Here is a 24539-nt window from a genome sequence, read left to right as displayed (position 1 = left end):
AGGCAGAGGCGTGTAAACACGCTGCTGTGGCAGCTTTTTTGCAAAACAGACAGCAGAATATATAAAAAGGCACCGCGCCCAGAGAAGGACGCTCCCGTCGTGCCAAACCCGCGCAACCTCATTTCGTTAGGGAGGTGTCCGTTGGCTTCACCGAGAAGTTTCCTGCTTGCAAGATCAGGCAAAATAAGATATAACTGATTTTAGTTAGATAATCTAATTGAATTACAGAGGTGATGTCATGGCAAAAGAAAGCACAGTGGATCAACAGTTGCCCAAATTAGGGATCGCTCCTTATTTGCAACTGATGAACAACACGATGGCAAAGGGAACGGATCGCAAATCGGCCCAGATGGGATTGCTGATGTTGTGGCTCAGTGACAATGTCCTGGATGTGATCGACGAGGATTTGTCTGCGTTCGGAATTACCGAGAGCAAGCTGGATTTGTTGCTTTTGCTTCTGCTGCATGAGGAAAGAGAACTGGTCACTCCTTCGGCCATCGCAGATCGGCTGGGGATTCGCCGGGCTTCTGTAACAGCTCTGCTCGACTGGCTGGAAAAAAGAAAATGGATTGCCCGCGAGCAAAGCGCCAAAGATCGCCGCATGATTCATGTCCGTATTACCGAAGAAGGAGTGGACTTGATTGACAATGTGCTGCCGACCTTTTGGGCGACTTGCGCTTCCTTGCTCGACGACTTGGATGCGGAGGAACGCAAGCTGTTTGAGAAAATTTTGGTTAAATTGAATGGAAGTATAGAAAAAAGGTTAGGGGTGGGCAGATAATTTTTTTGTGCATATAGTTAGATAATCTTACTATTTTAAAGAGAAATTCAGGTGATGCGATGAAATCCCGTTCCCACCGTTATCGATTGTTTTCAGAAATGCTCCGGGAGGTGTTTTTTCAAGCAAAAGGGCAATGGAAGTTTGTTTTGGTAGCCGCTTCGTCTATCCTGGCGATTTCCGTCCTTGAATTTATCATTCCGCAGTGGACGAAAGTCGTCATTGATCAGGTCATCCCCCAGCAACAAATTGCTGCCTTGTTTGAACTGGGAGCCGCGATCGTTGGAGCTGCGCTGCTGTTGGGAGTGTTTCGGTTTGTTAGCAGCTTCGTGATGACGATTGTCAGCCAAGGAGCGATTTCACAACTGCGGAACAAGCTGTACCGACATACCGTGAACCTGGATTTGAACTTTTTCGATCGCAATCGCACCGGCGATCTCATGTCCAGATTGACGAGTGATGTCAACCAGTTGCAGGAACTGGTTTCGGCCGACACATTATCCATTGTGGCCGATTTCTTCACGTTTATCGCCATATGCGGTTATTTGCTGTATGTCGACTGGCAACTGGCGCTCTTGCTGATGAGCACGTTTCCTTTTCTGTTCTACACGTCGCGGTTTTTCAGCGGACGAATCAAGTCGGTCTATCGAACGGTACGACAATCCTCTGCCGAATTGAGCAATCATTTGCAGGATACGTTGTCAGGGATTCGCGTGATTAAATCATTTGCGAGCGAGAACGATGAAATCGATCGATTCGCTGGACTGACCGAGATCAATCGGGCCTCAATCGTGAAAGCTTCCCGGCTGTCCGCGTCCTTCCCGCCGATTATCGAGTGGCTGAATTACATCGGAATGACACTCGTACTGCTTTTTGGTGCGTGGCAGGCGATGCACAACCACATTACTGTAGGAGACATTGTCGCCTATTTGGCTTACTTGCGTCTGCTGCAAGGACCTGTTCGTTCCTTCAGCCGAATGGTTAGTAAAATTCAACAAGCTTCGGCTGCCTATGAACGAATCCATGAAGTGCTGGTGACGGTGCCAGCAGTGCGGAACAAAGAGAGAGCGATCATTTTACCACCCATTCAAGGAGAGATTCTGTTTGACAACGTGGATTTCGCTTATGAAAAAGACGTGCCAGTCTTGGAAAATTTTTATTTGCAAATAGAGCCTCAACAAGTTACCGCATTGGTTGGCTCGTCTGGTTCCGGGAAGTCGACCATCGCGCACTTGATTGCCCGTCTGTACGATGTGCAAAAAGGAGCGATTTTCATCGATGGGTATCCACTAACAGATGTCACGCTTGAATCGCTCCGCACGCAAATCGGGATTGTATCACAGGATGTCATCTTGCTTAACGGAAAGATTCGGGACAATATTGCCTACGGAAAGCCACAGGCCACTCGCGAAGAGATCGAGGCAGCGGCGAGAGCTGCGAATGCTCTGGAGTTTATTGAAGCTTTTCCGCAAGGGTACGATACGTTGGTCGGAGAAAGGGGCGTCAAGCTGTCTGGCGGTCAAAAACAGCGGCTGTCGATCGCGAGGGCGTTGTTGAAAAATCCGCGCCTGATCATATTGGATGAAGCGACAGCGGCGTTGGATACAGAATCGGAACAACTGATCCAAAGCGCGCTCTCCACTCTGCTTCCCGGGCGAACCTGCCTGGTGATTGCCCATCGTCTCTCCACGATTCAAAGCGCCGATCACATCGTAGTTTTGGAAAAAGGCAGGATTGTCGAAGCGGGCACGCACGAAGGACTGCTGACCCTTTCCGGTCGATACAAAACGTTATACGATAAGCAGTTTCCGCAAATGATCAAAGAGAAGGAGACGCTTCTAGCTTAGTCCATTTACGCTCCAACATTTATGAAAAGAGGTGCCTTATGTCACAAGCAGCGAGTTCAGCGGTAACGAAAAGAAACTTTTCGCTCATGGCGGCGATTTTATGCTGGTCTGGCATGGCCGTCATGTCCAGTTTGTATGTAACGATCCCTTTAATCTCCTTGTTTGCCGAGCTTTATCGCATTACGCCTACGCAGGCAGCGGCTACAGGAAGTGTTTTTTCGGTCGGCTTTGCGATTGGCTGCCTGATTTATGGCGCATTATCGGATAAATACGGGCGCAAGCAAGTCATTTTGATTGGACTTGTTGCGCTTGCGGCCATCTCTTTGCTGCTTGGCATGGTCGAAAGCTTCTCCTGGATGATTGTGCTGAGAGGGTTGCAAGGCTTTGCGGCAGCTACGTTTTCGCCAGTTGCCCTTGCTTATGCGGTAGAAATGTTCCCGGCAGACAAACGGGTGACGACGATCGGATTTATCAGCACCGGGTTTTTGGTCGCAGGCATCGTCGGGCAGGTTGTCAGTAGCCTCATCAGTGAGCAGCACGGATGGAACGCCGTATTTTATCTCCTGGCAGGGGTGTATGCCTTAACAGCGGTTCTGATTCTGCGCTTCTTGCCAAAAGGAGAGATTCAACAGCCACACGCGACTATATGGGAACCTTTAAAGCAAATCGGTAAAGTATTTTCGCAAAAAAACCTTGTTCTGAGCTATGTGGTGGCATTGGTGCTGCTCATGTCTTTTGTCAGCATGTACACGGTTTTGGGCAATTACTTGAGCGGTCCCGATTTTGGCCTGAATAAAGCAGAAGTTCTTTATGTTCGCTCTGTCGGTGTTTTGGGCATGCTGATTTCTCCTTTGTCCGGAAAAGTAGCGATGCGCTTTGGCGTTCGCGCGGTTCTGCGAGGCGGATTGCTGCTGGCGATGGCAGGCTTGGCTTCGTTGGGGCTGATTGCCAGCTTGCCTTTGCTGATTGCGATGAGTGTCATTTTTGTGGCGGGCATTGCGCTCTCCGTTCCAGCGCTCGTCTCTCTCGTCGGCCAATTGGCAGGCAAGGCGCGCGGAATTGCCGTTTCGGTCTACACGTTTGTTCTATTTGCGGGAACAAGTCTCGGCCCTATTATCTCTATCCGTTTGATGGAAAGCGGCAGCTACTTGCTGACTTTTGCGTTACTGGCGCTGCTCCTCGGCATAGGTCTGCTGGCTTCGTTGCTGATTCAGCGAGAGGTGCCTGCGCCTGCGGAAAATCAGGCGTTGAAACAAACATAAGGGAAAGGCCGCTTGAACATGCAACTTTTTTGTCTATTCAACATTTTCCGACGAATTTGTTGCCGAATGATTCGGGGAGATAGTATGCTATAGGATAGATTGTGGCGATAGCTGGAAGGGGAACGAGACAATGAATCCGCTTGCAAAAAAGTATCAGCAAATTGACGAGAAGATCGTGTTGTTCAACGAGGAGTATTATCTGGGTGTGGCAAAAATCGATATTTCCGCGCTGACGCTGGAAATCAGAGAAGCGCTGTTCAATCACCTCTACGATTTCGACAGCAAAGATATGGAGCTGGAAATCGATGTATCCGAGGAGGACAAAGGGAACTGGTACCTGCAACTGCTCGTCCCGCACGTCCTCACCTTGCCAGAAGCAGCCAAAAGACGGATTGAGCAAGGCACCGAACAATTGGTTCAACACCTGTCCGAAAAGACAAGCGATCTGAACCACGTGCGTCTCATCGGTGACGAAATCTATGACTATGTGAAGCGATACAATCCGGATCTGGAGCGGATTGCCTAATAAAAAACATCTCTTCTCGCCCGGGCAAGTTCACCGGGGAGGAGGGATGTTTTTTTGTGCTGGAAAGTTAGCTTTTTGCGGTTTTGGTCGCCAGCCACGTGCAGGCGGTCTTGTTTGTCGTGGTAGCGATCCACTCGCACGGCTGCCCGTTGACAGGCGTGATCAGCCGGAGCGTGTCGCCTTTGATCCCTCCGTATTTAACCGACGAGCTGGGAGGAGTGCTGACGTAGACGATTCGCTCGTTAATCGCCACGTTGGGGAGGTAGGAAGAGTTGTCAGAGTTGTAGCCGCTCGTCAGGCTGACGGGTACGGGCACGTTTTTCATGGAAAGTGTGACTTTGTCAGCCGCTTTATGATAAAACATTTTTCCGGTGACCTGGCTGAAATCTCCGCCGTCCACGGTGAGAAAAAGCGGGTATGAACCGGAGCCGTACAGCGCAATCACATGATCGCTGCCGGAGTAGCGGTTGTTTTCCAGATACACATTGCCGCAGCGGTTCAGGTACAGGTTTTGCTTGAGGCGGGGGTCGAACGCGCAGTTGCGGACCGTCACGATTCGTTGCGCCGGGACATCCCATGGATCAAAGCTGAGCGCGTAGCCATCGATCACAGCAGCGCTATCGGCGGCCTCGAAGCAGCAGCCGTCAAACACAAGACCGACGTTGTTGTAGTCGATAGTCAGGCCGCTGCCGATTGTTTTGGCTGCGCCTTGCGAGGTTGTATGCAGAACCCAGTTGCACTGGTGGAAAGTCATGTTCCGCATGAAGTTGACCCGGTTTTTCTGCGCGGTAGCGGTATAAAAGGTAGAGGCGCTGATCGTGCCAGTCAAGCAGCTAAGGCTGAAGCTGGCAAGCGAGACGAGGTGGCTTCCCTGGACGCGAATCGGCGCTGTCGCAATCCCTTCCAGATCGAGCTGTTGGCGGCAGTGAATATTGCTCAGATTGGCGATCATCGGGAGCTTGCCGTCGTATGCTTCATTCAGCTCTACTTCAAAGCGGTCGCAGGAAACATTGACAGCGTTCAGACGCTCCAAGCCTCCGGTGACCGTGATGTCGGAGCGGGTGCGTGTCCGGTTGTCGCTCGTAAAGTCGCTGATCGACACGGAGCGGACGTAGCAGTTCGCTTCTCCGGCGAAGTAAAAATGATCGGCTACGGCATCGGTGCACCATATGTGACTCAGCAGCACGTAGTTGATATAGCTTCCAGGCCCGTCGCCGCGAATGTAGAAGTCGGCGGAGTGCTCATAGGCATATGGTTCTGGCGGAACGGGATTTTCGCGCGCATTGGAGTCGATTTTCAGATTGGACACGACAAACGAATCAGCGTCTCCGCCCACTGAGGTGATCGAAAACAGCCACCTCCAGTCCTCGGCGGTAGAATTGGCTTTTCGTTTCAAAACGGAAAAAGGACCGGCACCCTGCAGCACCAGGCTTTTGCCTTTCCCTAGTGTGACAGCCAGTCTTTTCGGTTCAATGATATAGGTTCCCGGGGGAAAATACAGCGGAATTTGCTGGTTGACCGCGGCTGCCAGCGCGGCGGATATCGCCTGCGTATCATCTGTCACCCCATCTCCTCGCGCCCCGTAGGACTTTACATCGAGCATCATGCATCAATCTCCTCCACTTTGAAAAAATAGTCAGACAAGATTAGATTGTCTTCTTTCATTTCATTCAAAAAACGAAAAAAGTTGACAACCATTTTGCAAAACAGGCAAGAGCTTGTTTGCCTGGCAAGAGTGTCCTAGTCTTCCTGAACCGTTCCTGGCCGTCCTCATCCTACTGGCATATTTGTCCTAGAACCTCCGTATGAATAAGCAAAGAGGTGGAATGTATGTCGATTTTGGTGACAGGAACTGCTGGATTCATTGGATTTCACGTAGCGAAAAGACTTTTGGAAGGAGGGGAAGTCGTATGGGGGGTGGATAATTGCAACGAGTATTACGATCCCCGCTTGAAGGCAAAAAGACTGTCGATGCTGCAAGAGTTCGAACAGTTCCACTTCTATCAAGCAGATATAGCCGATCAGACGACAATGGACGAGTTGTTCCGCAAAATGCAACCGGAGCGGGTCATCCATCTGGCGGCGCAGGCTGGAGTCAGGTATAGCCTGGAAAACCCTCACGTATACACGTCCTCCAACATCACGGGATTTTTGCATATATTGGAAGGCTGCCGGCACACAGGGGTCAAGCACTTGCTCTACGCTTCTTCCAGCTCCGTCTACGGCGGGAACAAGAAACTCCCCTTTTCCGAGGGCGACCGGGTGGATGAGCCGAACAGCCTGTACGCCGCCACGAAAAAAGCGAACGAGCTGATGGCGTACACGTACAGCCATCTGTACAACATTCCGGCGACCGGGCTGCGGTTTTTTACCGTCTACGGGCCGTGGGGCCGCCCGGACATGGCGCTCTATGCGTTCACCAAGGCGATTTTGGCGGGGGAGCCAGTGAGCATTTTCAACTACGGAAAAATGATCCGGGACTTTACTTACATTGATGATGTGGTCGAGGGCATCTTGCGACTCATGGATCGTTTGCCTGAACCAAAAGACGGAAAGGCGCCGCACAAGGTCTTGAATATCGGGAATCATCGGCCTGTGGAGCTGCTTTCGTTCCTCGAACTGCTGGAACAGAAGCTGAAACGGCCAGCCAACCGCCAGTACATGCCGATTCAGCCAGGAGACGTGGCTGCTACTTTCGCCTCGGTCGATGCGCTGTTCGCAGAAACGGGCTTTCGGCCTGATACTCCGGTCGAGGTAGGAATTTCCCGTTTTGTCGATTGGTATCTTGATTATTACGGTGATGCCCATGCGTAAAAAAGTAGGAGTCGTAGGACTCGGGTATGTGGGCTTGCCTGTTGCGGCTGCTTTTGGGCAAAAGGTTCCGGTGATCGGCTACGACGTGGACGCTGCGCGCATTGCCGCGCTACAGACAGGGCGGGATGAGACGGGAGAGCTGACGGCTGACGAGCTGGCGCGTTCAAGCATCACGTATACGGATGATCCCGGGCTGCTTGCGGAATGCGACTTTATCATCGTGACCGTGCCTACGCCTGTGGACGACGCCAAGCGCCCTGACTTGAAGGCGTTGCTGCTCGCCTCCGAGACAGTAGGAAAGCATTTGCAGCCAGGAGCGATCGTCGTCTATGAATCGACCGTATACCCTGGCGCCACGGAGGAAACGTGCATTCCGGTGCTGGAGCGCTCATCCGGGATGCGGGCAGGCGCAGAGTTTTTTGTCGGCTATTCGCCCGAGCGGATCAATCCGGGGGACAAGGAGCGCAGACTCGCCCAGATCGTCAAGGTCGTCTCCGGGCAGGATCAGGCGACGTGTGATGAGATCGCGCAAATGTACGGGCTGGTAGTCGAAGCAGGGATTCATAAAGCGTCCTCGATTCAGGTGGCAGAGGCAGCCAAGGTGATTGAAAATACGCAGCGCGACCTGAATATTGCGTTGATCAACGAATTGGCGATCATCTTTGACCGACTGGGAATCGAAACAGCCGACGTGCTGGAGGCGGCTGGAACAAAATGGAATTTTCTGCCGTTTTCGCCCGGACTGGTCGGCGGTCATTGCATTGGAGTAGACCCTTACTATTTGACCTATCAGGCGGAGCGCGTAGGCTACCATCCGCAGGTGATTTTGGCGGGACGGCGCATCAACGACGGGATGGGAAAATTCGTCGCGACCTCCCTGGTCAAGCAGATGATCTGGCGTCATATTCCGATTCAAGGCTCACGCGTCACGATTTTGGGGATGACGTTCAAGGAAAATGTGTCGGATATTCGCAACAGCAGAGTGATCGACATCGTCCATGAGCTGCGGGAATTTGGCGTGGAAGTTCAGGTGACAGACGATTTGGCAGACCCGGAGAAGACATGGTCAGAGTACGGCATCAAGCTGAGGGAATGGGACGAATTGCAGCCTGCCGATGCGCTGGTTCTGGCTGTGCCGCACGCGAAATACGTCCATCTGAGCTGGGCTGAGCTGTCGTCTTTGCTGCACCAAAACTGCGGAGTGATTGCAGATGTGAAAAGCGTGTTGAATCAAAAAACATGCCCGTCTGATATCGTTGTCTGGCGCTTGTAGATGCAGCCACGATTGCGAATCTAGACTGCCTGGAGCGGATGAATATGAGCTACCGGAAGAGAAGATTCTGGTTAAGCTTATCGGACGCAGGAATTATCAGTTTGGCTGTTTGGCTGGCCTGCCTGGTTCGATTTGATTTTTCTTTTGCCGAAATATACGAGCATCGCCCTCTTTATTTGATCATTGGACATGTGCTGTTCGTTTTGGCGGGGATGCATCTCGCCGAGTTGTACCGACCCGTCTACCGTTACGTCAGTGCGGGCGAGCTTGCCTCGATTGTCAAGGCGACGAGTTTGTCCATCCTGATTCTCGCTTTTTTCCTGAACACGCTGGGGCATTGGCTGTGGATGCCAATCCGGTTTCCGATATCTTTGTTTTTGATTGCCTGGACGTTCGTGCTTGCCGGGATCACAGGCTCGCGTTTTCTGTGGAAATGGTGGTATGAGGAACGCGACAAAAGGAGCCTGGATCGCAGGCGCACCTTGATTGTCGGGGCCGGCAGCGCAGGCGTGCTCGTTGCCAGGGAGATGCGGCGGTCGCCGCTGTCCGAGCAACGGCCGATCGCTTTCATTGACGACGAGCCGAGCAAGCAAAATTTGCGCGTGTACGGCTTGCCCGTAATCGGGAGCAGGGAAGACATCCCGCGCATCGTACAGCGGCACGCGATTTCCGATATTGTGATCGCCATGCCGTCTGCGTCGCGTCAAACGATCCGCGACATTTTTGATATTTGCAAGACGACGAAGGCAAGCGTCAAAATTTTGCCGCACGTCTCGGATATTCTCAGCGGGAAAATCAGCATGGGCATGATTCGCAACGTTAAGCTGGAGGACTTGCTCGGGCGCGAGACGGTGGAAATGAATTTAGAAGAAATCACGGGTTATTTGCGCCAGCAAGTCGTACTTGTTACCGGAGCCGGGGGGTCTATCGGTTCGGAGCTTTGCCGTCAGATCGCTAGATTTGGCCCAGGGAAACTGCTTTTGCTTGGAAATGAGGAAAACGGCATTTTCGAGATCAGTCTGGAGCTGAAGCGAGCATTTCCTGAATTGTCTACAGCAAGCCTCATCGCAGATATACGCGATCGGCAGCGGATTGCTGCGATCATGAGCGAGTATCGTCCTGCCGTCATCTTTCACGCCGCCGCCCACAAGCATGTGCCCCTCATGGAACAAAACCCGAGTGAAGCGTTGAAAAACAACATTTTGGGAACGAAAAATGTGGCCGAATGCGCCCTGGAAGCGCAAGCCGAGCACTTCATCCTGATTTCCACCGACAAGGCCGTCAATCCGACGAGCGTGATGGGCGCCACGAAGCGCATTGCCGAGCTTTTGATCCAGGGATATAACCGCTTTGGTCACACTCGTTTTGCGGCGGTTCGCTTTGGCAATGTTCTCGGAAGCAGAGGCAGCGTCGTGCCGATCTTTCTCGATCAAATTCGGGCGGGCGGTCCGGTGACGATCACGCATCCGGAGATGGAACGGTATTTCATGACTATTCCCGAAGCGGCCCAACTGGTCATTCAGGCTGGCGCGCTGGCGCACGGTGGCGAGATTTTCGTGCTCGACATGGGCAAACCCGTCAAAATCGTCGATATGGCGAAGGACCTGATCCGCTTGGCGGGCCTGGAGCCGGAAAAAGATATCCCGGTCGTCTACACAGGCATCCGTTCGGGTGAAAAGCTGTACGAGGAACTTTTGACGGCGGAAGAAGGGCTGACTTCGACGTGCCACGACCGCATTTTCATCGGAAAGCCGCTCGACTTTTCCTGGAGCGAGCTGTTGTCTGCGATTTCCCGTTTGGAGCAGTTGGCCAAAAAGGGCGGGCTGATCGAGGATCACTCGAAAATGATTGAAATCTTGCAGGCGGTCATTCCGAGCTATCAGTCTGCCTCCCAGCCTGTCGACGACGCCAAGCCAGTTCCTTTCTCGGTAGCCACAGGATGAAAGAGACGACGAGGAAAGAGCGAATCGCGCGGACAGCGAGGCAAAAGTGGGCGCGCATCCTGCTGGCAGGGGGGATTGCCTGTCTGGTTGGACTGGGAGGGTATGCGACTTACGTCTATTTTTCGATCAAACAGACCGTAAACAGCATGTACGTCCCGCTGCGGACAGAGAAGACCAAGGCGTCTTCCCTTCCTGTGCCAACTGTGAGGCAGCAAGAGCGAGCAGAAAAGCAAGCCCAGCCTGCACAACCTGCTGTGCAGCCAGAGAAAGCAGAAGTGCACGAACCCGTCACCTTGCTCTTGCTCGGGATCGATGAACGGGAAAACGACAAGGGGCGCTCGGATGTGATCCTCGTGTTGACGGTCAATCCGCAGACAAAATCGGCGCTGTTGGTCAGCATTCCACGGGACACGCGCACGCAGCTGGCCCATTCGAAAACGCTGGATAAAATTAACCACGCCTACGCATTTGGCGGACTGCAACAAGCCGTTGACACCGTCGAGCAATTTATTTCCGCGCCTGTCGATTACGTGGTGGCCGCCAACATGGAAGGCTTCGCCGGGATCATCGACACGTTGGGCGGTGTGGATGTCGAGAACAAGCTCGCTTTTACCTACGCCGATTATCACTTTCCGCTGGGGCCGATTCACCTGGATGGAAAGCAGGCGCTCGTGTATGCGCGCATGCGCTATGAAGACCCGCGGGGAGATTTGGGGAGAAACGAGCGACAGCAACTGCTTATCAAAGCGCTGATGCAAAAAAAGGGGGCTTTGGCGTCTCCCTCTACCTTGAACGGAGTCCTCGATACCATGGGGAAATACGTGAAGACGAACATGACCTTTGACGACATGAAAATGCTTGTTCAAAGCTACGGTACGGCCGTATCAAGCGTGGAGACGATTCGGATGGAAGGAAACGGCCAGCTGATCAACGGGATTTACTACTACATCGTAAGCCAGGGGGAGCGGGAAAAGTTGATCCGTCGGCTGTCTGCCTTTCGCGAGCAAGTCGTTGAGAAAGGCGCAGAGAAAGGCGCAGAGAAAGCCGGTGAGGCCAAGCCACTGCCGAATCAAGCGAGTGACAGCATGGAGGGGCGAAGGGGGGAGCAAAATGAATGAAACCGTGAATCTCCGGGAAATATTGCTGGTTTTGTCCAAACGCTGGGGCGTAATTCTCGCCATTACTTCCATTTTTACGATAGGAACGGCACTCATCAGTTTTTTTGCATTGACGCCGATCTATCAGGCAAAAACGGAAATTTTGGTGAATCGCTCGCTGGACTCGAATCTGGAGGGAGTGCTGTCGGTTGCCGAGATTGACTCCAATCTCAAGCTGATCGAGACGTACCGGGTCATTATCGAGAGTCCGCGAATCATGGAGAGAGTCGTGCAGACACTCGGGCCGGAAGCGAGTATGGATGAGCTGTTGCTGCATACGAAAGTAGAGCCGGTCAAAGATTCGCAAGTCATTTCTATTACAGTGGAAGACCCTGATCAAAAGCGAGCCGTGCTGATTGCCAACACGATTGCCACGACCTTCCAGGAAGAAGTGGTCAAAATGTTGAGCATGAACAACGTGCACATTTTGGCGGAAGCGCGCGATAATCCGGCAGCCAAGCCTGTCAGTCCGAAGCCGCTGCTCAACTCGATTATCGGCTTTGTGCTTGGGCTGGCTACTTCTGTAGGCGTTGTGTTTTTCATGGAGCATCTCGATACACGGCTGAGATCGGAAAAGGAAGTGGAGGAATATTTGGGCCTGCCTGTGCTCGCCACCATCGCCGTCATCGACAAAAAGACAAAGAAGCACTTGCGGCAAAAAAGGGCGGAGGAGGTAAGAAGCGAGTATGAGAAGGCAGAAGCCTGACGATCGTTACCAGAAGCTGATCGCCCATTGGGAGCCACTGTCTCCCCTGGTGGAAGGCTACCGCACCTTGAAGCTGAACATTTCGTTTTCCACACAGGGACAAAGGTTGCAGACGGTTTTGGTGAGCAGCCCGGGGCCGTCGGAGGGCAAGACGATTACGGCAGCCAACTTGTCGCTGATGATGGCAAAAGATCGGCGCAAGACGGTGCTGATCGATTTCGACTTGCGCAATCCGCGCATTCATTTCACGTTTGAGATGCCGAATTTGTACGGGATCAGTTCTTATATGACCGGGATGTGCCAGTTTTCCGACATCATTCAGGATGCGGGCGTTCCGAATTTGTCGATCGTGACAGCGGGGCCGATTCCCCACAATCCGGCTGAACTGTTGGGAACGCCGCGACTGGGGGAATTGCTGGAGCAGCTGCGCAACAACTTTGACATGATCGTCGTGGACAGTCCTCCGCTCATTGTGAGCGATGCCATGGTGCTGGCGAGAGAGACGGACGGGTGCATTCTCGTCGTGGATGCGAGCAAAACAAAGCGGGATTCGGCCGTTCGCGCAGTCGAGCAGCTGAAGACGGCCGGGGCCAACCTGCTCGGGGTTGTTCTCAACAACAAAAAGCTCGGGAAGAGAGAAGGCTATTACGGTTATGGGTATATGGAATAGTCAAGTCAGAAGCGGGGGCGAGTAATGGATGAATGCCCTCAAACTTGTTTGGCAGCAGCAGTTGGCCAAAGTCCGCAACAATCGGGACGTTCATGAAGTATTGCACGGTTCAGCGATTACGTTTCTGTTCCGGCTTTTCGGGTTTGTTCTGCTCTATTCGTTGCAGTTGTTTATAGCCAGGGAGTACGGGGCAGGCAATCTGGGCATTTACTCGCTGACGATCACGCTGCTCAACATCGGGATGGTGCTGGCGCTGTTTGGCACCGACACGGCGATCATCCGCTTGCTGGCCGAGTATCGGGCGCAGGGGGCGTCCCAGCGGATTCGGCAGTTGTTCAACAAGGTTGCGGTCTGGACATTCGTGCCCTCTCTCTTGCTTTCGGGACTGTTCTATTTGTTTGCCGAGCCGATCTCCAGCTATGTGTTTGCCAACGAGCTGCCTGCGCAAACGCTGCGGGTGATGGCCTGGATGCTGCCGTTTGTCTCGCTTGCTAGACTGTACGCTTCGGCTTTCCGCGCCTTGCATCGCGTGACGGCGTCCGTGATCGTCGATACGGTGGGCATGCGCTTCCTCCATCTGCTGTTTCTCGTGATCGCGCTGCCCTTGCTTGCTCCGACTTCCAATCTGTTGATCGGCTTGCTCGCAGTCGCTGTCATTTTGAACACGCTGATCGGCATGGGGAAGTGGCATGTTGTGTCGCGAAGCATGAACGCGGGCATTCAGCCGCGCGAGATGGAGGAAGGCCAGGCCATCGGCTTTCGCACGCTTTGCGCCATGGCGATTCCGATGTACCTGAGCGCCTCGATGGAGCTGATCATGAGCTGGACAGACACGATCATGCTGGGGATTTTTACAGACGCGGAAACAGTCGGAGTGTACAGCGTCGTCATTCGTCTCTCGATGGTGACCAGCTTTGCGCTCATCTCCATCAACACGATTCTCTCCCCGAAATTTTCCGAGATGTACGCCCGTGGGGATATGGACGGGCTGAGAAAAATGATTGCGTTTGCCAATCGGCTCATTTTCTTCGCATCTGCTCCGATCAATTTGCTGGTCGCCATTTTTGCCGCCCCGTTGCTTACCTTGTTCGGCGAAGAGTTCGCTGGCAGCAGTCTCGTCCTCGTCATTCTTTGTCTGGGGCAGTTTATCAACTTTTCTTCCGGCAGCGTCATTCCGCTTTTGACGATGACGGGCCGCCAGAAAACGTCGCGCAACATCCTGGTTTTTTCAGCCTTGCTCAACATTTGCGGCAACTGCCTGTTGATTCCCTGGCTTGGCATTACAGGAGCAGCAATCGCCACCGCTATCAGCCTGAGCTGTCGAGATATCTGTGCTTCGTATTGGGCATACCGATATTTCGGTTTCCGCACGTGGTATATCCCGTTCTTCTCTGAAAAAAATTCCGTCTTGATACGAAGACGAGGTAATGAAGAAGGTGGCTTACGGTGAAGGAAGACTTGTATCCGAACATGTTTTGGGACAGCGAGAAGATTCGAGATTGCCGGATTCAGGTGCAAAAGCCATGGGTTCGCGAGGAGTTTTGGTCGTACTATTTCTCCAGGCGCATCTCGATTTACTTGAGTCTGTTTTTGGCAAAAAGAAAAGGGGTTTCCCCGAATGCCATCACGATCGCGGGAATCGCTGCCGGGCTGATCGCCGCAGCAGCTTTCATGTACGGATCAGCCGCGGCCTTTTTGATCGGGTGTTTTTTCTACCAAATGTGCTACCTCGCTGACTGCGTCGACGGAGAAGTCGCCCGGATCAAAAACCAGAACAGCGCAGGGGGCGTCTGGCTCGATATCGGATTGAACTACTCGCTGTACCTCGTCTCGTTCAGCGTCATCTACGGCGTCGCCAGCAGCCAGCCGACGCTCGGGCCGTACTTGATCTACCTGATCCTGTTTACGATTTTTACGGAAATATTGGCGACGAACGGTTCGGATCTCGCTTTTGGTCAAGGGAAAATCTCGCACGAAACCGTATCCATGCGCAAGCGCAGCAGATGGCTCGATGCCGGAGTGTTTCTGTTCCTGACCCAGACAGGCTTCCAGAGTGGCGTGCTGATCGCCGCGCTCATGTGGGCATTTAGCGGACAGCATCAGTTTCTCGATTTGTGGACGGGGTATCATCTGCTGGTGGGACTCCTCAGAGCGCTATACAAGCTGAAACTGAACATCAAGTATGTCACTTCATCGAGACAAGAGGGAGGGGAAGCACATGAAGGCTCTGCTCATGGCGGCAGGACTCGGATCAAGGATCAGCGGGCAAATTGACGGCAGCCCGAAATGCACGATCGATATCGGCAACCAGGCGTTGATCGAAAATACGATTTTGGAGTTGAAGCGAAAAGGGATTCACGAGATTGCCATGGTCGTCGGATACCGTGCTCACGTGATTACCAGTCTGCTTGGCGGCGAAAACATCCGCTTTTTTCACAACCCGTTTTACGATCGCACCAACAGCATCGCCTCCATGTGGTTTGCCCGCGATTTTCTGACGGACAGCGACTGCCTCTTGCTCAACGCGGATGTTTATTTTGAAGAGCAAGTATTGGATGTCGTGCTCCAGGAGACGAGGAGTCCGGTCATGTTCGCCGACCCTTCCCGCAGGGCGGAAGGCGATTACAAATTCGGCTACGAAAACGGCCTTTTGCAAAAGCACGGCAAAGAACTCCCCCTGGAGGAGACGACAGGGGAATACGTCGGAATTGCCCGGCTGCACCGCGAGTTTGTCCCGATCTTTCAGGAGCGGCTGCAAAGTCTGATTTTGCAGCGGCAGCACGATTTGTGGTGGGAAAATGTTCTGTATTCGTTTTTGGGAGAAAGAGACGTGCATGTGGCGCAAATACCGCCGGGGCTGTTCTGGGCAGAGGTAGATACATGGGAGGACTACAAGCGGATTCTTCATTTTACGAATCATTTGGCACATATGTAGGCGATGGCTAAAGCAAAGCTCTCGCTGGACAAAGTTCTGCTGTTTCTCTACGTACTGCTGAAGCCCTTCTACTTCTTCCCGAGCGGAAATCCGCAAATTGCCGATTTTGTCATGATGCTTCTCATCGCGTATACGTTTTTGTTTCAGCTGAAATGGCTGGAACGCAAATACCGTTTTTTCGTCGTGATTACGCTGTTATTTTTATACGATATTTTGCTGGTGAACGGGATTTGGGCGATCGCTTTGGGCGGCGTCATGGAAGTGTTTGAGTCGACGAAATGGTATTTGTACAACGGAGCGGTCATGCTGACCATCATCGTGCTGGGCCAGCGTGATCCCCGCGGCTATGCGAAATGGCTGTTTTGGGCCGTCGCCTGTTCGCTTGCTGTGCAGACACTTGCGCTGCTCTTTGGACTTGCCCCGGGGGAGCACGACTTCCGTCAGGCGCTGTTTTTCAACAACCCGAATCAGCTCGGCTACTACGGCTTGCTTTGTCTCGGGATTTGCCTGTTTTGCGCCCGCTTTTTTCCTGTCAAATCGCTCTACCTGTTTCTCGTCATCGGCTGCTCGCTGAGCGTGATTGCCGCCTCGTTGTCCAAAGCAGCGATCTTGAGTGCCGTGCTGATGTACCTCGTGTTTCTGTTCGTCTCGTCAAAAGAGCGGACAGGGCTTTTTTGGCAAAACGTGGTGTGTGTGCTCGCTCTCTTTTTTCTGCTGTTTTGCGTATCGCTGTACACGAATGAAAACGTATTGCACGATGCGACCATTTACACACAAGTAAAAGAGCGGATGGAAACATTGGGGGAGGACTCGGACGACAATTTGGCATCCAGAGGCTACGACAGGATCGCCAATCATCCGCAGTACGTGTTTTTCGGTGCCGGAGAAGGGCAGTATGAGCGGTTTGAGAGCACGATTACGCTCGAACTGCACTCGACGATTGCCAATCTGTTCTTTTCGTACGGCATTGTGGGCACGCTGCTGTTTTTGCTGCTTTTGTACGCTGGCGTGAGAGGGCATCGGCTGTACTCCTGGTATCCGCTCTTTTTTCAAATTGTGTACGGCTTGACGCACAACGGCATCCGCGAAACGTTTTTCTGGATCTTGCTGGCGCTCTATTGTGTGACAGCCGGACTGAGTCTTGGCTCAATCAAAAATGGCGGTGACCTGCATGGGAAAAATCTTGCAAATTTGCGCAATTGACCGATCAGTGGAAAGCTTGCTGCTGCCGCTGATCGAAAAGCTGACGGACGAAGGCCACGAAGTGCATACCGCTTGCACGGATACCGGACGGTTCGCGTCGCTGCGGGCTATGGGCCACGTCCTTTGGCATATCCCGATCAAACGTAAAATCGCACCCGTCTCCAATTGCCGTTCCATCCACGCCCTGTACCGGCTGATGAAGCAGGAGCAGTACGATGCGGTGCACGTTCACACGCCGATAGCCGCGGTTCTCGGGCGGGTGGCAGCGAAGCTCGCGGGCGTCCGTCCGGTCATTTATACGGCGCACGGCTATTACTTCCACGACGGAATGAGCAGGGGCGAGTACCAGTTTTACTACGGGCTGGAAAAGTGGTTCGCCAAGCACCTGACAGACTACTTGCTCTTGCAAAGCAGGGAGGATTACGAATTGAGCGTGCAGGAAGGTTTTGCCCCTCCGGAGCGGATCGTGCACCTCGGAAACGGGGTGGATGTGGAACGCCGCTTCCATCCGCAGGCAGTCACGAGCGAGGAGGCTGCGCAAGTGCGCGCTGCTCTCGGCATCGGCCAGGAAGAGCTGGTCATCGCGTACGTGGGCCGGATGGTGAGCGAAAAAGGGATATTCGAGCTGCTGGAGGCGTTTCACAGGCTGGCGAGAGAATCGTCGCGCGTGCGTCTTTTGCTGGTGGGGGAAGTATTGGCGAGCGAGCGGGACCAGCGCGGACAAGATTTGCAGCAGCTTTGCCTGTCGCATCCGCAAATCGTCCTGACCGGATTTCGCTCGGACATCCCGCAGTTGCTTGCGGCAAGCGACATCTTCGTCCTGCCTTCCCACCGCGAAGGCTTGCCCCGGTCGATCATCGAAGCGATGGCGATGGGCAAGCCGATCGTCGCCACGAACATTCGCGGCTGCCGGGAAGAAGTGACGGACGGCGTGAATGGACTTTTGGTAGAGCCAAAGCATAGCGAATATTTGTACAAGGCTCTGAAAAAGCTCGCTTTGGACGCCAGGCTTCGCGAAGCGTACGGACAAAACAGCCGCTACCTTGCGGAGGAGCATTTCAACGAGCGACATGTCCTCGACAGGCAAGCCCGCCTGTTCGCCGAGTTGATCGCCGCCAAAACAAAGCCGCCGCGCACGGAAAAGGAGGTTGACGAACGGATTGGGCACAACAGGAGCGTTGGTCATATCCCTTGATTTTGAACTGTACTGGGGCGTGCGCGACAAAAGAGCGCTGTCTTCCTGCCAGGAAAATTTGCACGGAACTCGCCAGGTCATTCCCGCCATTTTGGAGCTTTTTCAAAAATACGAGATTCACGCTACCTGGGCTACGGTCGGCTTTTTGTTCTGCGAGTCGCGCGAGGAACTGATGAGCACGCTTCCCGGACTGTTGCCAGACTATGCAGACGCCAACTTGTCGCCTTACCGTTACTTGCAGTCGGGAACGGTGGGAGAACGCAAGCAGGCCGATCCGTATCACTACGCTCCGTCCCTCATTCGACTGATCTCCTCCTACCCGCACCAGTTTATCGGCAGCCACACGCACTCCCACTACTATTGCCTGGAGCCGGGACAGACCGCCCAGACGTTTGAAGCAGATTTGGCCGCCTGCAAAAAAGTGGCGCGCAAGAAAGGACATTCCCCGACGAGCATCGTTTTTCCGCGCAACCAGCTCCAGCCTGCCTATTTGGCGCTCTGCAAAAAGCACGGCTTCACTTCGTACCGCGGAAACGAGCCAGCGTGGATGTACCGCGCCGGGCCGGGAGCGGAAGACTCGCTGTTCAAACGGGCTTTGCGGCTTGCCGACTCGTACGTCAATTTGAGCGGACATCACGCTTACGACAAGCTGTTCACGAGTCGGGAAGGGCTTGTCAACGTCCCTTCCAGCCGTTTTTTGCGGCCTTACTCGCCCAAGCTTCGTTTTCTGGAAGATCTCCGCTATGCAAGGATCAGGCGCGACTTGCTGTTTGCCGCGAAAAATCAGCGACTGTATCACTTGTGGTGGCACCCGGAAAACTTCGGCAGCTATCCGGCGGAAAATTTGCGTTTTCTGGAGCGGCTTCTCGCCTATTTTGCCGATTTGCGCCGCCAGTACGGGATGCAGAGTCTCAGCATGGAGGAGGCGGCAGCGGACTGGAACAAGCAAAAGGAGGGGCGGCATGAAGCTTTTGTTTGATCGGCTGGTCGCTTTGTCGCTGTTAATCGCGGTTTCGCCTTTGCTGCTCGTGTTGTCCGTGCTGATTCGCTGCAAGCTCGGTGCCCCGGTCTTTTTCGTCCAGGAGCGCCCGGGCCGCTACGGAAAGCCCTTTTTCATCTATAAATTTCGCACGATGACCGACCAGCGGGACACGTCCGGCGAGTTGCTATCAGACGCCCAGAGGCTGACGCCATTCGGCATGATGCTCCGAAAATACAGCCTGGATGAACTGCCGCAGTTGTGGAATGTGTTGAAGGGCGAGCTGAGTCTCGTCGGACCGAGGCCGCTGCTCATGGAGTATCTCCCGTTGTATACCCCCCGGCAAATGAAACGGCATGATGTGCTGCCGGGCATTACCGGATGGGCGCAAGTCAACGGACGAAACGCGATTACATGGGAGCAAAAATTCGAACTGGATGTTTGGTACGTGGAAAATCGCAGCTTTTTCCTCGACATGAAAATATTGCTGTTGACCGTCAAGCGGGTCTTGCAAAAAACCGGAATCAGTCACGAGGGCTGCGTCACGATGGAAAAATTCACGGGAAGCAAACAGGCAGAGCAGGCTAGGAGGGACTTGCGTGAGTTTGATCGTGCTTACGAATCAGGATGACTGGACGTGCTGTATGCGCGAGGTGGCGCATTTGGACATTTCCTACACAAAAGAGTACGTAAGCCTGTATGCCGAGCGAGAAGGGGGAGTGCCGGAAGCGGTGTTCTTCTCCGCGGGAGAGGAGCGGATTTTTTATCCGTATGTGGTGCGCTCCCTCGACTCGTTCCTCCCGGGCTATTCGGATATCGTATCGATCGGGTACGGCGGCCCGTCGCTGTGTTCCAAGCAAAGCGTGGTCCAGTCGTTTTCCGCGCAGTTTCACGCCTATTGCCAGAGCAAAAAGTACGTAACAGAAACGGTGCGTTTTCACCCGCTTTTGAACAACGCCGAACTGTTTCGCGATCAGATGCAGCTTGATCTCGTGCGCGAAACGATTGCTGTCGATGTGCGGCCCTCGCTCGCCCAGATTCAGGCGCAGTACAGTCAAAATGTCAGGCGCAATATGAAAAAGGCCAAAGACCATGCGGTGAGAATAGTGGAAGGAAAAAGCAATCATGACCTCGCGGCTTTCATTTCGTTGTATCGCGAGACGATGGAGCGCAATCACGCTGGCGCTTCCTATTATTATGACAATCCGTTTTTTGCCGGACTGTTGCAGGAAACGGCGCTGTGCAAGCCGCGACTGTTGCTGGCGATTCACGATGACATCGCGGTAGCGGGCGCGATCATGCTGTGCGGCAGCCGTTATGCCCATTTCCATCTGGGAGCATCGCACACGGAGGACATGCCGCTCGGGATCAATCATTTGCTGTTCGATGCGATGATTTCGCTGGCGAAGGAGGACGGACTGGATTACTTGCTGCTCGGGGGAGGAAATCAGGAGCAAGACGGTCTGTTTCGCTTCAAGGCATCGTTTACAAAAGATGCGCCTTATCCTTACTGGATGGGCAAGCGTGTGCACGACGAAGAGGTGTACCAGGTGCTATGCGAACAAAATCGGGCGGATGACGCGGGAAGTTCGACTTTTTTTCCCGCCTACCGCGCATGGGGGAAATGAATATGGGGGAACAATCGCGCATTTTTTTGTCGCCGCCGCACATGGGAACAGAGGAACAGGAGCTTGTTGCCCACGCCTTCGCCTCCAACTGGATTGCGCCGCTCGGGGAGCATGTCGATGCGTTTGAGCACGAAGTCGCCCGGTATGTCGGGACAAAAGGAGCGCTTGCCGTCTCGTCAGGCACGGCGGCCATCCATCTGGGGCTGCGCTTGGCCGGGGTCGGGCCGGGCGATCTCGTGTTTTGCTCCAGTCTGACTTTTGTGGCGAGCGCCAACCCGATCTTGTACTTGGGAGCCACTCCCGTCTTTATCGATTCCGATGAAGCGACCTGGAACATGTCGGAGGCGGCGCTTGCGAGAGCGCTGCGAGAAGCAAACGAGCTAGGGCAATTGCCCAAGGCTGTCGTCATCGTTCACTTGTACGGGCAAAGCGCCGACATGGGGCCGCTCATTGCGCTGTGCGAGCAATACAAGGTCGCGGTCGTGGAAGACGCGGCAGAGTCGCTGGGCGCCGACTACAAAGGGAGAATGAGCGGCTCCTTGGGGCATTTCGGCATTTTTTCGTTCAACGGCAACAAAATCATTACGACCTCCGGCGGGGGCATGCTCGTCTCGGACGATCTCGAAGCTTTGGAGCGAGCGCGCTTTTGGGCGATGCAGGCCCGCGAGCGGGAACGCCATTATGAACATGTGCAGATGGGCTACAACTATCGGTTGAGCAATTTGCTGGCGGCTGTCGGCAGAGGGCAATTGCGCGTGCTGGAGGAGCGGGTGGCGGCGAGAAGGCGAATCTATCAACGCTATGCAGCGGCGCTTCAGCCGTATGCTGGCATCACCTTCATGCCGGAATCTCCGACAGGGAGAGCGACGCGCTGGCTGACGGCGCTGACGGTTGACCCCGAGCAGGCCGGAATTACCGCAACGCAACTGATTGATGCATTGGAAAAGGCAAACATCGAGGCGCGGCCCGTGTGGAAGCCGATGCACCGCCAGCCGCTGTTTGCAGGGTGCCGCTACTACCCGCACGAGCTGGGGTACAGCGTGTCTGACGAGCTGTACGCGCGTGGCATCTGCCTTCCTTCCGGCTCCAGTCTGGGCGACGAACAGCAGGAGCGGGTCATTTCCGTGATCAGGAGTTGCCTGTCGGGACGCGCGAAGGAGGTCGGTCATGTACACTTATGAGCAGCTTGCCGAGTGGCGAAAGCTTTGTCAATCTTCGTTTTTCCTGCTGGATACGGCCAGGCTCCGCGACAACTACCGACGGTTTTACGAAGCGTTTGCCAGTCGCTATGAGCAGGTGAGCGTTGCCTACTCGTACAAGACGAACTACGTGCCGTTTGTCTGCCAATCTTTGCACCAGCTCGGGGCGCAGGCGGAGGTCGTGTCCAGGCTGGAGTACGATCTCGCCCGGAAGCTTGGTGTCGAGCCTGCTGCCATCGTTTTCAACGGCCCGCTGAAAACGGCAGAAGATATTCAGCTGGCTTTGGAGCTGGGCAGCCTGGTCAATCTGGATTCGTTTTCGGAGATTGCCCCTGTGCTCGCTTACGCAAGACAGCACCCTGAACAGACGGTCCGCGTCGGCTTGCGCGTCAATTTCGATTTGACGCGCGGCGGCGTCAGTCCGCTGCAAAACGGCTATGAAGTGAGCCGCTTCGGCTTTTGCGTGGAAAACGGCAGCTTTGCCCAAGCGCTGGCGCTGTTGTCTGCTGTGCCGAATGTGCGGGTCACGGGCTTGCACGGGCATTTTTCCACGAACCGCAGCGTGGGGGTGTATCGGCAAATTGCCCGAGAGCTGTGCCGACTGGGCAAAGCGCATCTCGGAGAGCGGCTTGAATTTATCGACATCGGGGGCGGATTTTACGGCGAGCTGCCCGCCACGTTCGGGATGGTCGGCGTTCCGAGCTTTGACGATTACGCTGCGGCGATCACTTCTGTACTCAAGGACGAACTGGCGGAGGCGGCACGCTTGCCGCAGTTGATTCTGGAACCGGGCATCTCGCTTGTGGCCGATGCGGTCGAGTTCGTCTGCCAGGTCGTGGATGTCAAGGTGAACCGCAACGATCGCTTTGTGCTTGTAGACGGCAGTGTCCACAATATCAAGCCGACCATGCACGCACATCGGCTTCCCGCCACCGTCGTGACACAGAGCAACGAGGCAAGGGAAGGGACGTACCATGTCGTAGGCTATACGTGCATGGAAAAAGACTATTTGCTGCAAGGCTTTCGCGGCAAAGTGCCGGAACCGGGAGATTTTCTCGTGTTCGGGCACACGGGGGCGTACACGCTCGTGTTCAATCCGCCGTTTATTCGCGAGCGGCCGCCTGTCCTGGCTATCGCAGGCGGCGATGTCGTCGTCGCCAGGCGCAAAGAGACGCTGGCGGAGTTTTTCCCGGAGTCGCTCTATGAATTTCCGGCTGGTCAGGCTGGCAAAACAGGAGGATACGCCCAATGAATGTGCTCATGACGAGCGTAGGCCGCAGGGTCAAGCTGATCGAGTATTTCGTCCAAGAGTGGGGCAGTGCCGGCAAAATTATCGCGGTGGACTGCGATCCTACGGCTCCCGCGCTGTTCGCCGCCCATCACAGGCAGATCGTCCCGCGCATCGACGACCCGGATTACGTACAGGCATTGGAGCAAATTTGCCTGCGCTATGACATCAGGGCGGTGCTTTCCTTGATCGATCCCGAGCTTGGCGTGCTCGCCGCCCATGCCGAGCAATTTTCGCGGCTTGGCGTGCAGGCCGTCGTCTCTCGGACGGACGTGGTGGACTTGTGCCTCGATAAAAAGGCGACCTGCGATTTTTTGCGCGACCACGGGCTGCCGTGCGTTCCTACTTACACGCTGGAAGAGGCGCGAGCGGCGCTTGCCTGCGGAGAGCTTGCCTATCCGCTATTGGCGAAGCCGCGCAAAGGCAGCGCCAGCCTGGGCCTGGTCCGTATCGAGAGCGGGTCGGAGCTTGCCGCACTCGCGCAAAAGACAGAGGAGCTGATTGTCCAGCCGTTTTTGCAGGCGGAGGAATACGGCGTGGACGGCTACGCCGATCTCGTCACGGGTGAACTGACGACGCTTTTTACGCGCAAAAAAATTCGCATGCGGGCAGGCGAGACAGACCGCTCGCTGGCGATCCGGGACGAGCGGCTGACGTCGCTGGCCGCGTCGCTCGTCTCTGTCTTGCCGCTTCGCGGACCGTTCGACATCGACTGCTTTTTGCTCGGGGACCAGTACGTGATCTCCGAGATCAATCCGCGGTTCGGCGGCGGCTATCCTCATGCACACGAAAGCGGCGTGAACGCCGTCGCTGCTCTGTTCCGCAATTTGCGAAAAGAGGCGAGCAAGCCGAACGTAGGCGACTACGAAGCAGGGACGATCATGCTGAAATACGATCAGGTCATGCTCGTCCACAGCAGTCGGCTGGCGGGGGAGGAGATGTAAAAAAGCGCGGCGGTCTTGGGCGATCTGTTGTACAATGCAAGGTACGGGGGAGAAATGCCCCCCGTGAGCATTTTGACAGGAGTGTCGTCCGCTATGACTATGAGTCCCCAATTCATGCGTTATCGGTAAGAAAAGGTACAGTCTAGCCTGATCCCGCTCGTTTTTTCAAAAGGAGAGCCGGGGTTTATTTGA

General features: G+C 54.4%; 22 protein-coding genes. 21 read left to right on the top strand and 1 reads right to left on the bottom strand.

Annotated elements, in window-relative coordinates:
• Positions 1-238 precede the first annotated feature (238 nt).
• From HP435_RS20505 to HP435_RS20490, 4 genes are all read left to right on the top strand, one after another.
• Positions 239-781 (top strand): MarR family winged helix-turn-helix transcriptional regulator, encoded by a 543-nt coding sequence (locus HP435_RS20505; RefSeq protein ID WP_122963942.1) that lies wholly within the window; start codon positions 239-241, stop codon positions 779-781.
• A 59-nt stretch (positions 782-840) separates the two neighbouring features.
• The gene (locus HP435_RS20500) at positions 841-2625 is read left to right on the top strand and encodes an ABC transporter ATP-binding protein (RefSeq protein ID WP_173599107.1); all 1785 of its coding nucleotides are present in this window, start codon (positions 841-843) and stop codon (positions 2623-2625) included.
• A 38-nt stretch (positions 2626-2663) separates the two neighbouring features.
• Positions 2664-3887 carry an MFS transporter gene (locus HP435_RS20495; RefSeq protein ID WP_173599108.1) on the top strand — a complete coding sequence of 408 codons (1224 nt, stop codon included), beginning with the start codon at positions 2664-2666 and terminating at the stop codon, positions 3885-3887.
• A 130-nt stretch (positions 3888-4017) separates the two neighbouring features.
• The gene (locus HP435_RS20490; protein ID WP_122963945.1) at positions 4018-4413 is read left to right on the top strand and encodes a hypothetical protein; all 396 of its coding nucleotides are present in this window, start codon (positions 4018-4020) and stop codon (positions 4411-4413) included.
• 67 nt (positions 4414-4480) lie between these two features.
• Here the strand turns inward: HP435_RS20490 and HP435_RS20485 are convergent, their stop codons facing one another.
• Complete coding sequence (locus HP435_RS20485; RefSeq protein ID WP_173599109.1) at positions 4481-6019, bottom strand: glycosyl hydrolase family 28-related protein; 1539 nt, start codon at positions 6017-6019, stop codon at positions 4481-4483.
• A 224-nt stretch (positions 6020-6243) separates the two neighbouring features.
• Between HP435_RS20485 and HP435_RS20480 the strand changes: the two genes are divergently transcribed.
• From HP435_RS20480 to HP435_RS20400, 17 genes are read left to right on the top strand one after another with little or no spacing between them, the layout of a single operon-like run.
• On the top strand, positions 6244-7227 hold the full coding sequence (locus HP435_RS20480) for an NAD-dependent epimerase/dehydratase family protein (RefSeq protein WP_173599110.1): 984 nt from the start codon (positions 6244-6246) through the stop codon (positions 7225-7227).
• Positions 7220-8500: a nucleotide sugar dehydrogenase gene (locus HP435_RS20475; RefSeq protein WP_173596863.1), complete on the top strand. Its 1281-nt coding sequence runs from the start codon at positions 7220-7222 to the stop codon at positions 8498-8500. The genes HP435_RS20480 and HP435_RS20475 overlap by 8 nt, the downstream gene beginning before the upstream one ends.
• Positions 8501-8544: 44 nt before the next feature.
• A complete protein-coding gene (locus HP435_RS20470; protein ID WP_173596864.1) occupies positions 8545-10443 on the top strand; it encodes a polysaccharide biosynthesis protein in 1899 nt (632 codons plus the stop codon).
• Entirely contained in the window at positions 10440-11561 is a 1122-nt protein-coding gene (locus tag HP435_RS20465; RefSeq protein ID WP_173599111.1) for an LCP family glycopolymer transferase, read from the top strand. The genes HP435_RS20470 and HP435_RS20465 overlap by 4 nt, the downstream gene beginning before the upstream one ends.
• Positions 11554-12306, top strand: a complete 753-nt coding sequence (locus HP435_RS20460; protein ID WP_122963951.1) for a YveK family protein — start codon at positions 11554-11556, stop codon at positions 12304-12306. Before HP435_RS20465 ends, HP435_RS20460 begins: the two co-directional genes overlap by 8 nt.
• Positions 12287-12976, top strand: coding sequence for a CpsD/CapB family tyrosine-protein kinase (locus HP435_RS20455; protein ID WP_063228054.1), 690 nt, complete (start codon positions 12287-12289; stop codon positions 12974-12976). Before HP435_RS20460 ends, HP435_RS20455 begins: the two co-directional genes overlap by 20 nt.
• A gap of 28 nt (positions 12977-13004) precedes the next feature.
• Positions 13005-14426, top strand: coding sequence for a flippase (locus HP435_RS20450; protein WP_173599112.1), 1422 nt, complete (start codon positions 13005-13007; stop codon positions 14424-14426).
• A complete protein-coding gene (locus HP435_RS20445; protein WP_122963953.1) occupies positions 14423-15250 on the top strand; it encodes a CDP-alcohol phosphatidyltransferase family protein in 828 nt (275 codons plus the stop codon). The genes HP435_RS20450 and HP435_RS20445 overlap by 4 nt, the downstream gene beginning before the upstream one ends.
• On the top strand, positions 15195-15911 hold the full coding sequence (locus tag HP435_RS20440) for a phosphocholine cytidylyltransferase family protein (protein ID WP_122963954.1): 717 nt from the start codon (positions 15195-15197) through the stop codon (positions 15909-15911). The genes HP435_RS20445 and HP435_RS20440 overlap by 56 nt, the downstream gene beginning before the upstream one ends.
• Before the next feature lie 3 nt (positions 15912-15914).
• Positions 15915-17114 (top strand): O-antigen ligase family protein, encoded by a 1200-nt coding sequence (locus HP435_RS20435; protein ID WP_173596867.1) that lies wholly within the window; start codon positions 15915-15917, stop codon positions 17112-17114.
• Positions 17083-18309, top strand: a complete 1227-nt coding sequence (locus tag HP435_RS20430; RefSeq protein WP_173599113.1) for a glycosyltransferase family 4 protein — start codon at positions 17083-17085, stop codon at positions 18307-18309. Before HP435_RS20435 ends, HP435_RS20430 begins: the two co-directional genes overlap by 32 nt.
• Positions 18263-19288, top strand: a complete 1026-nt coding sequence (locus tag HP435_RS20425; RefSeq protein ID WP_229049721.1) for a polysaccharide deacetylase family protein — start codon at positions 18263-18265, stop codon at positions 19286-19288. The genes HP435_RS20430 and HP435_RS20425 overlap by 47 nt, the downstream gene beginning before the upstream one ends.
• On the top strand, positions 19272-19919 hold the full coding sequence (locus HP435_RS20420) for a sugar transferase (protein WP_063228061.1): 648 nt from the start codon (positions 19272-19274) through the stop codon (positions 19917-19919). The genes HP435_RS20425 and HP435_RS20420 overlap by 17 nt, the downstream gene beginning before the upstream one ends.
• Positions 19888-20916, top strand: coding sequence for a GNAT family N-acetyltransferase (locus HP435_RS20415; protein WP_173599114.1), 1029 nt, complete (start codon positions 19888-19890; stop codon positions 20914-20916). Before HP435_RS20420 ends, HP435_RS20415 begins: the two co-directional genes overlap by 32 nt.
• Before the next feature lie 2 nt (positions 20917-20918).
• Positions 20919-22097, top strand: a complete 1179-nt coding sequence (locus tag HP435_RS20410; RefSeq protein WP_173599115.1) for a DegT/DnrJ/EryC1/StrS family aminotransferase — start codon at positions 20919-20921, stop codon at positions 22095-22097.
• Positions 22084-23367, top strand: coding sequence for a type III PLP-dependent enzyme domain-containing protein (locus tag HP435_RS20405; protein WP_173599116.1), 1284 nt, complete (start codon positions 22084-22086; stop codon positions 23365-23367). Before HP435_RS20410 ends, HP435_RS20405 begins: the two co-directional genes overlap by 14 nt.
• Entirely contained in the window at positions 23364-24347 is a 984-nt protein-coding gene (locus HP435_RS20400; protein ID WP_173599117.1) for an ATP-grasp domain-containing protein, read from the top strand. Before HP435_RS20405 ends, HP435_RS20400 begins: the two co-directional genes overlap by 4 nt.
• Positions 24348-24539 lie beyond the last annotated feature (192 nt).

This window comes from Brevibacillus sp. HD3.3A, assembly GCF_013284375.2.
In the GTDB taxonomy this organism is placed as follows: Bacteria; Bacillota; Bacilli; order Brevibacillales; family Brevibacillaceae; genus Brevibacillus; species Brevibacillus parabrevis.
Note: the sequence above shows the minus strand (reverse complement) of the source record. Positions and strands in the feature narration are given on the sequence as shown.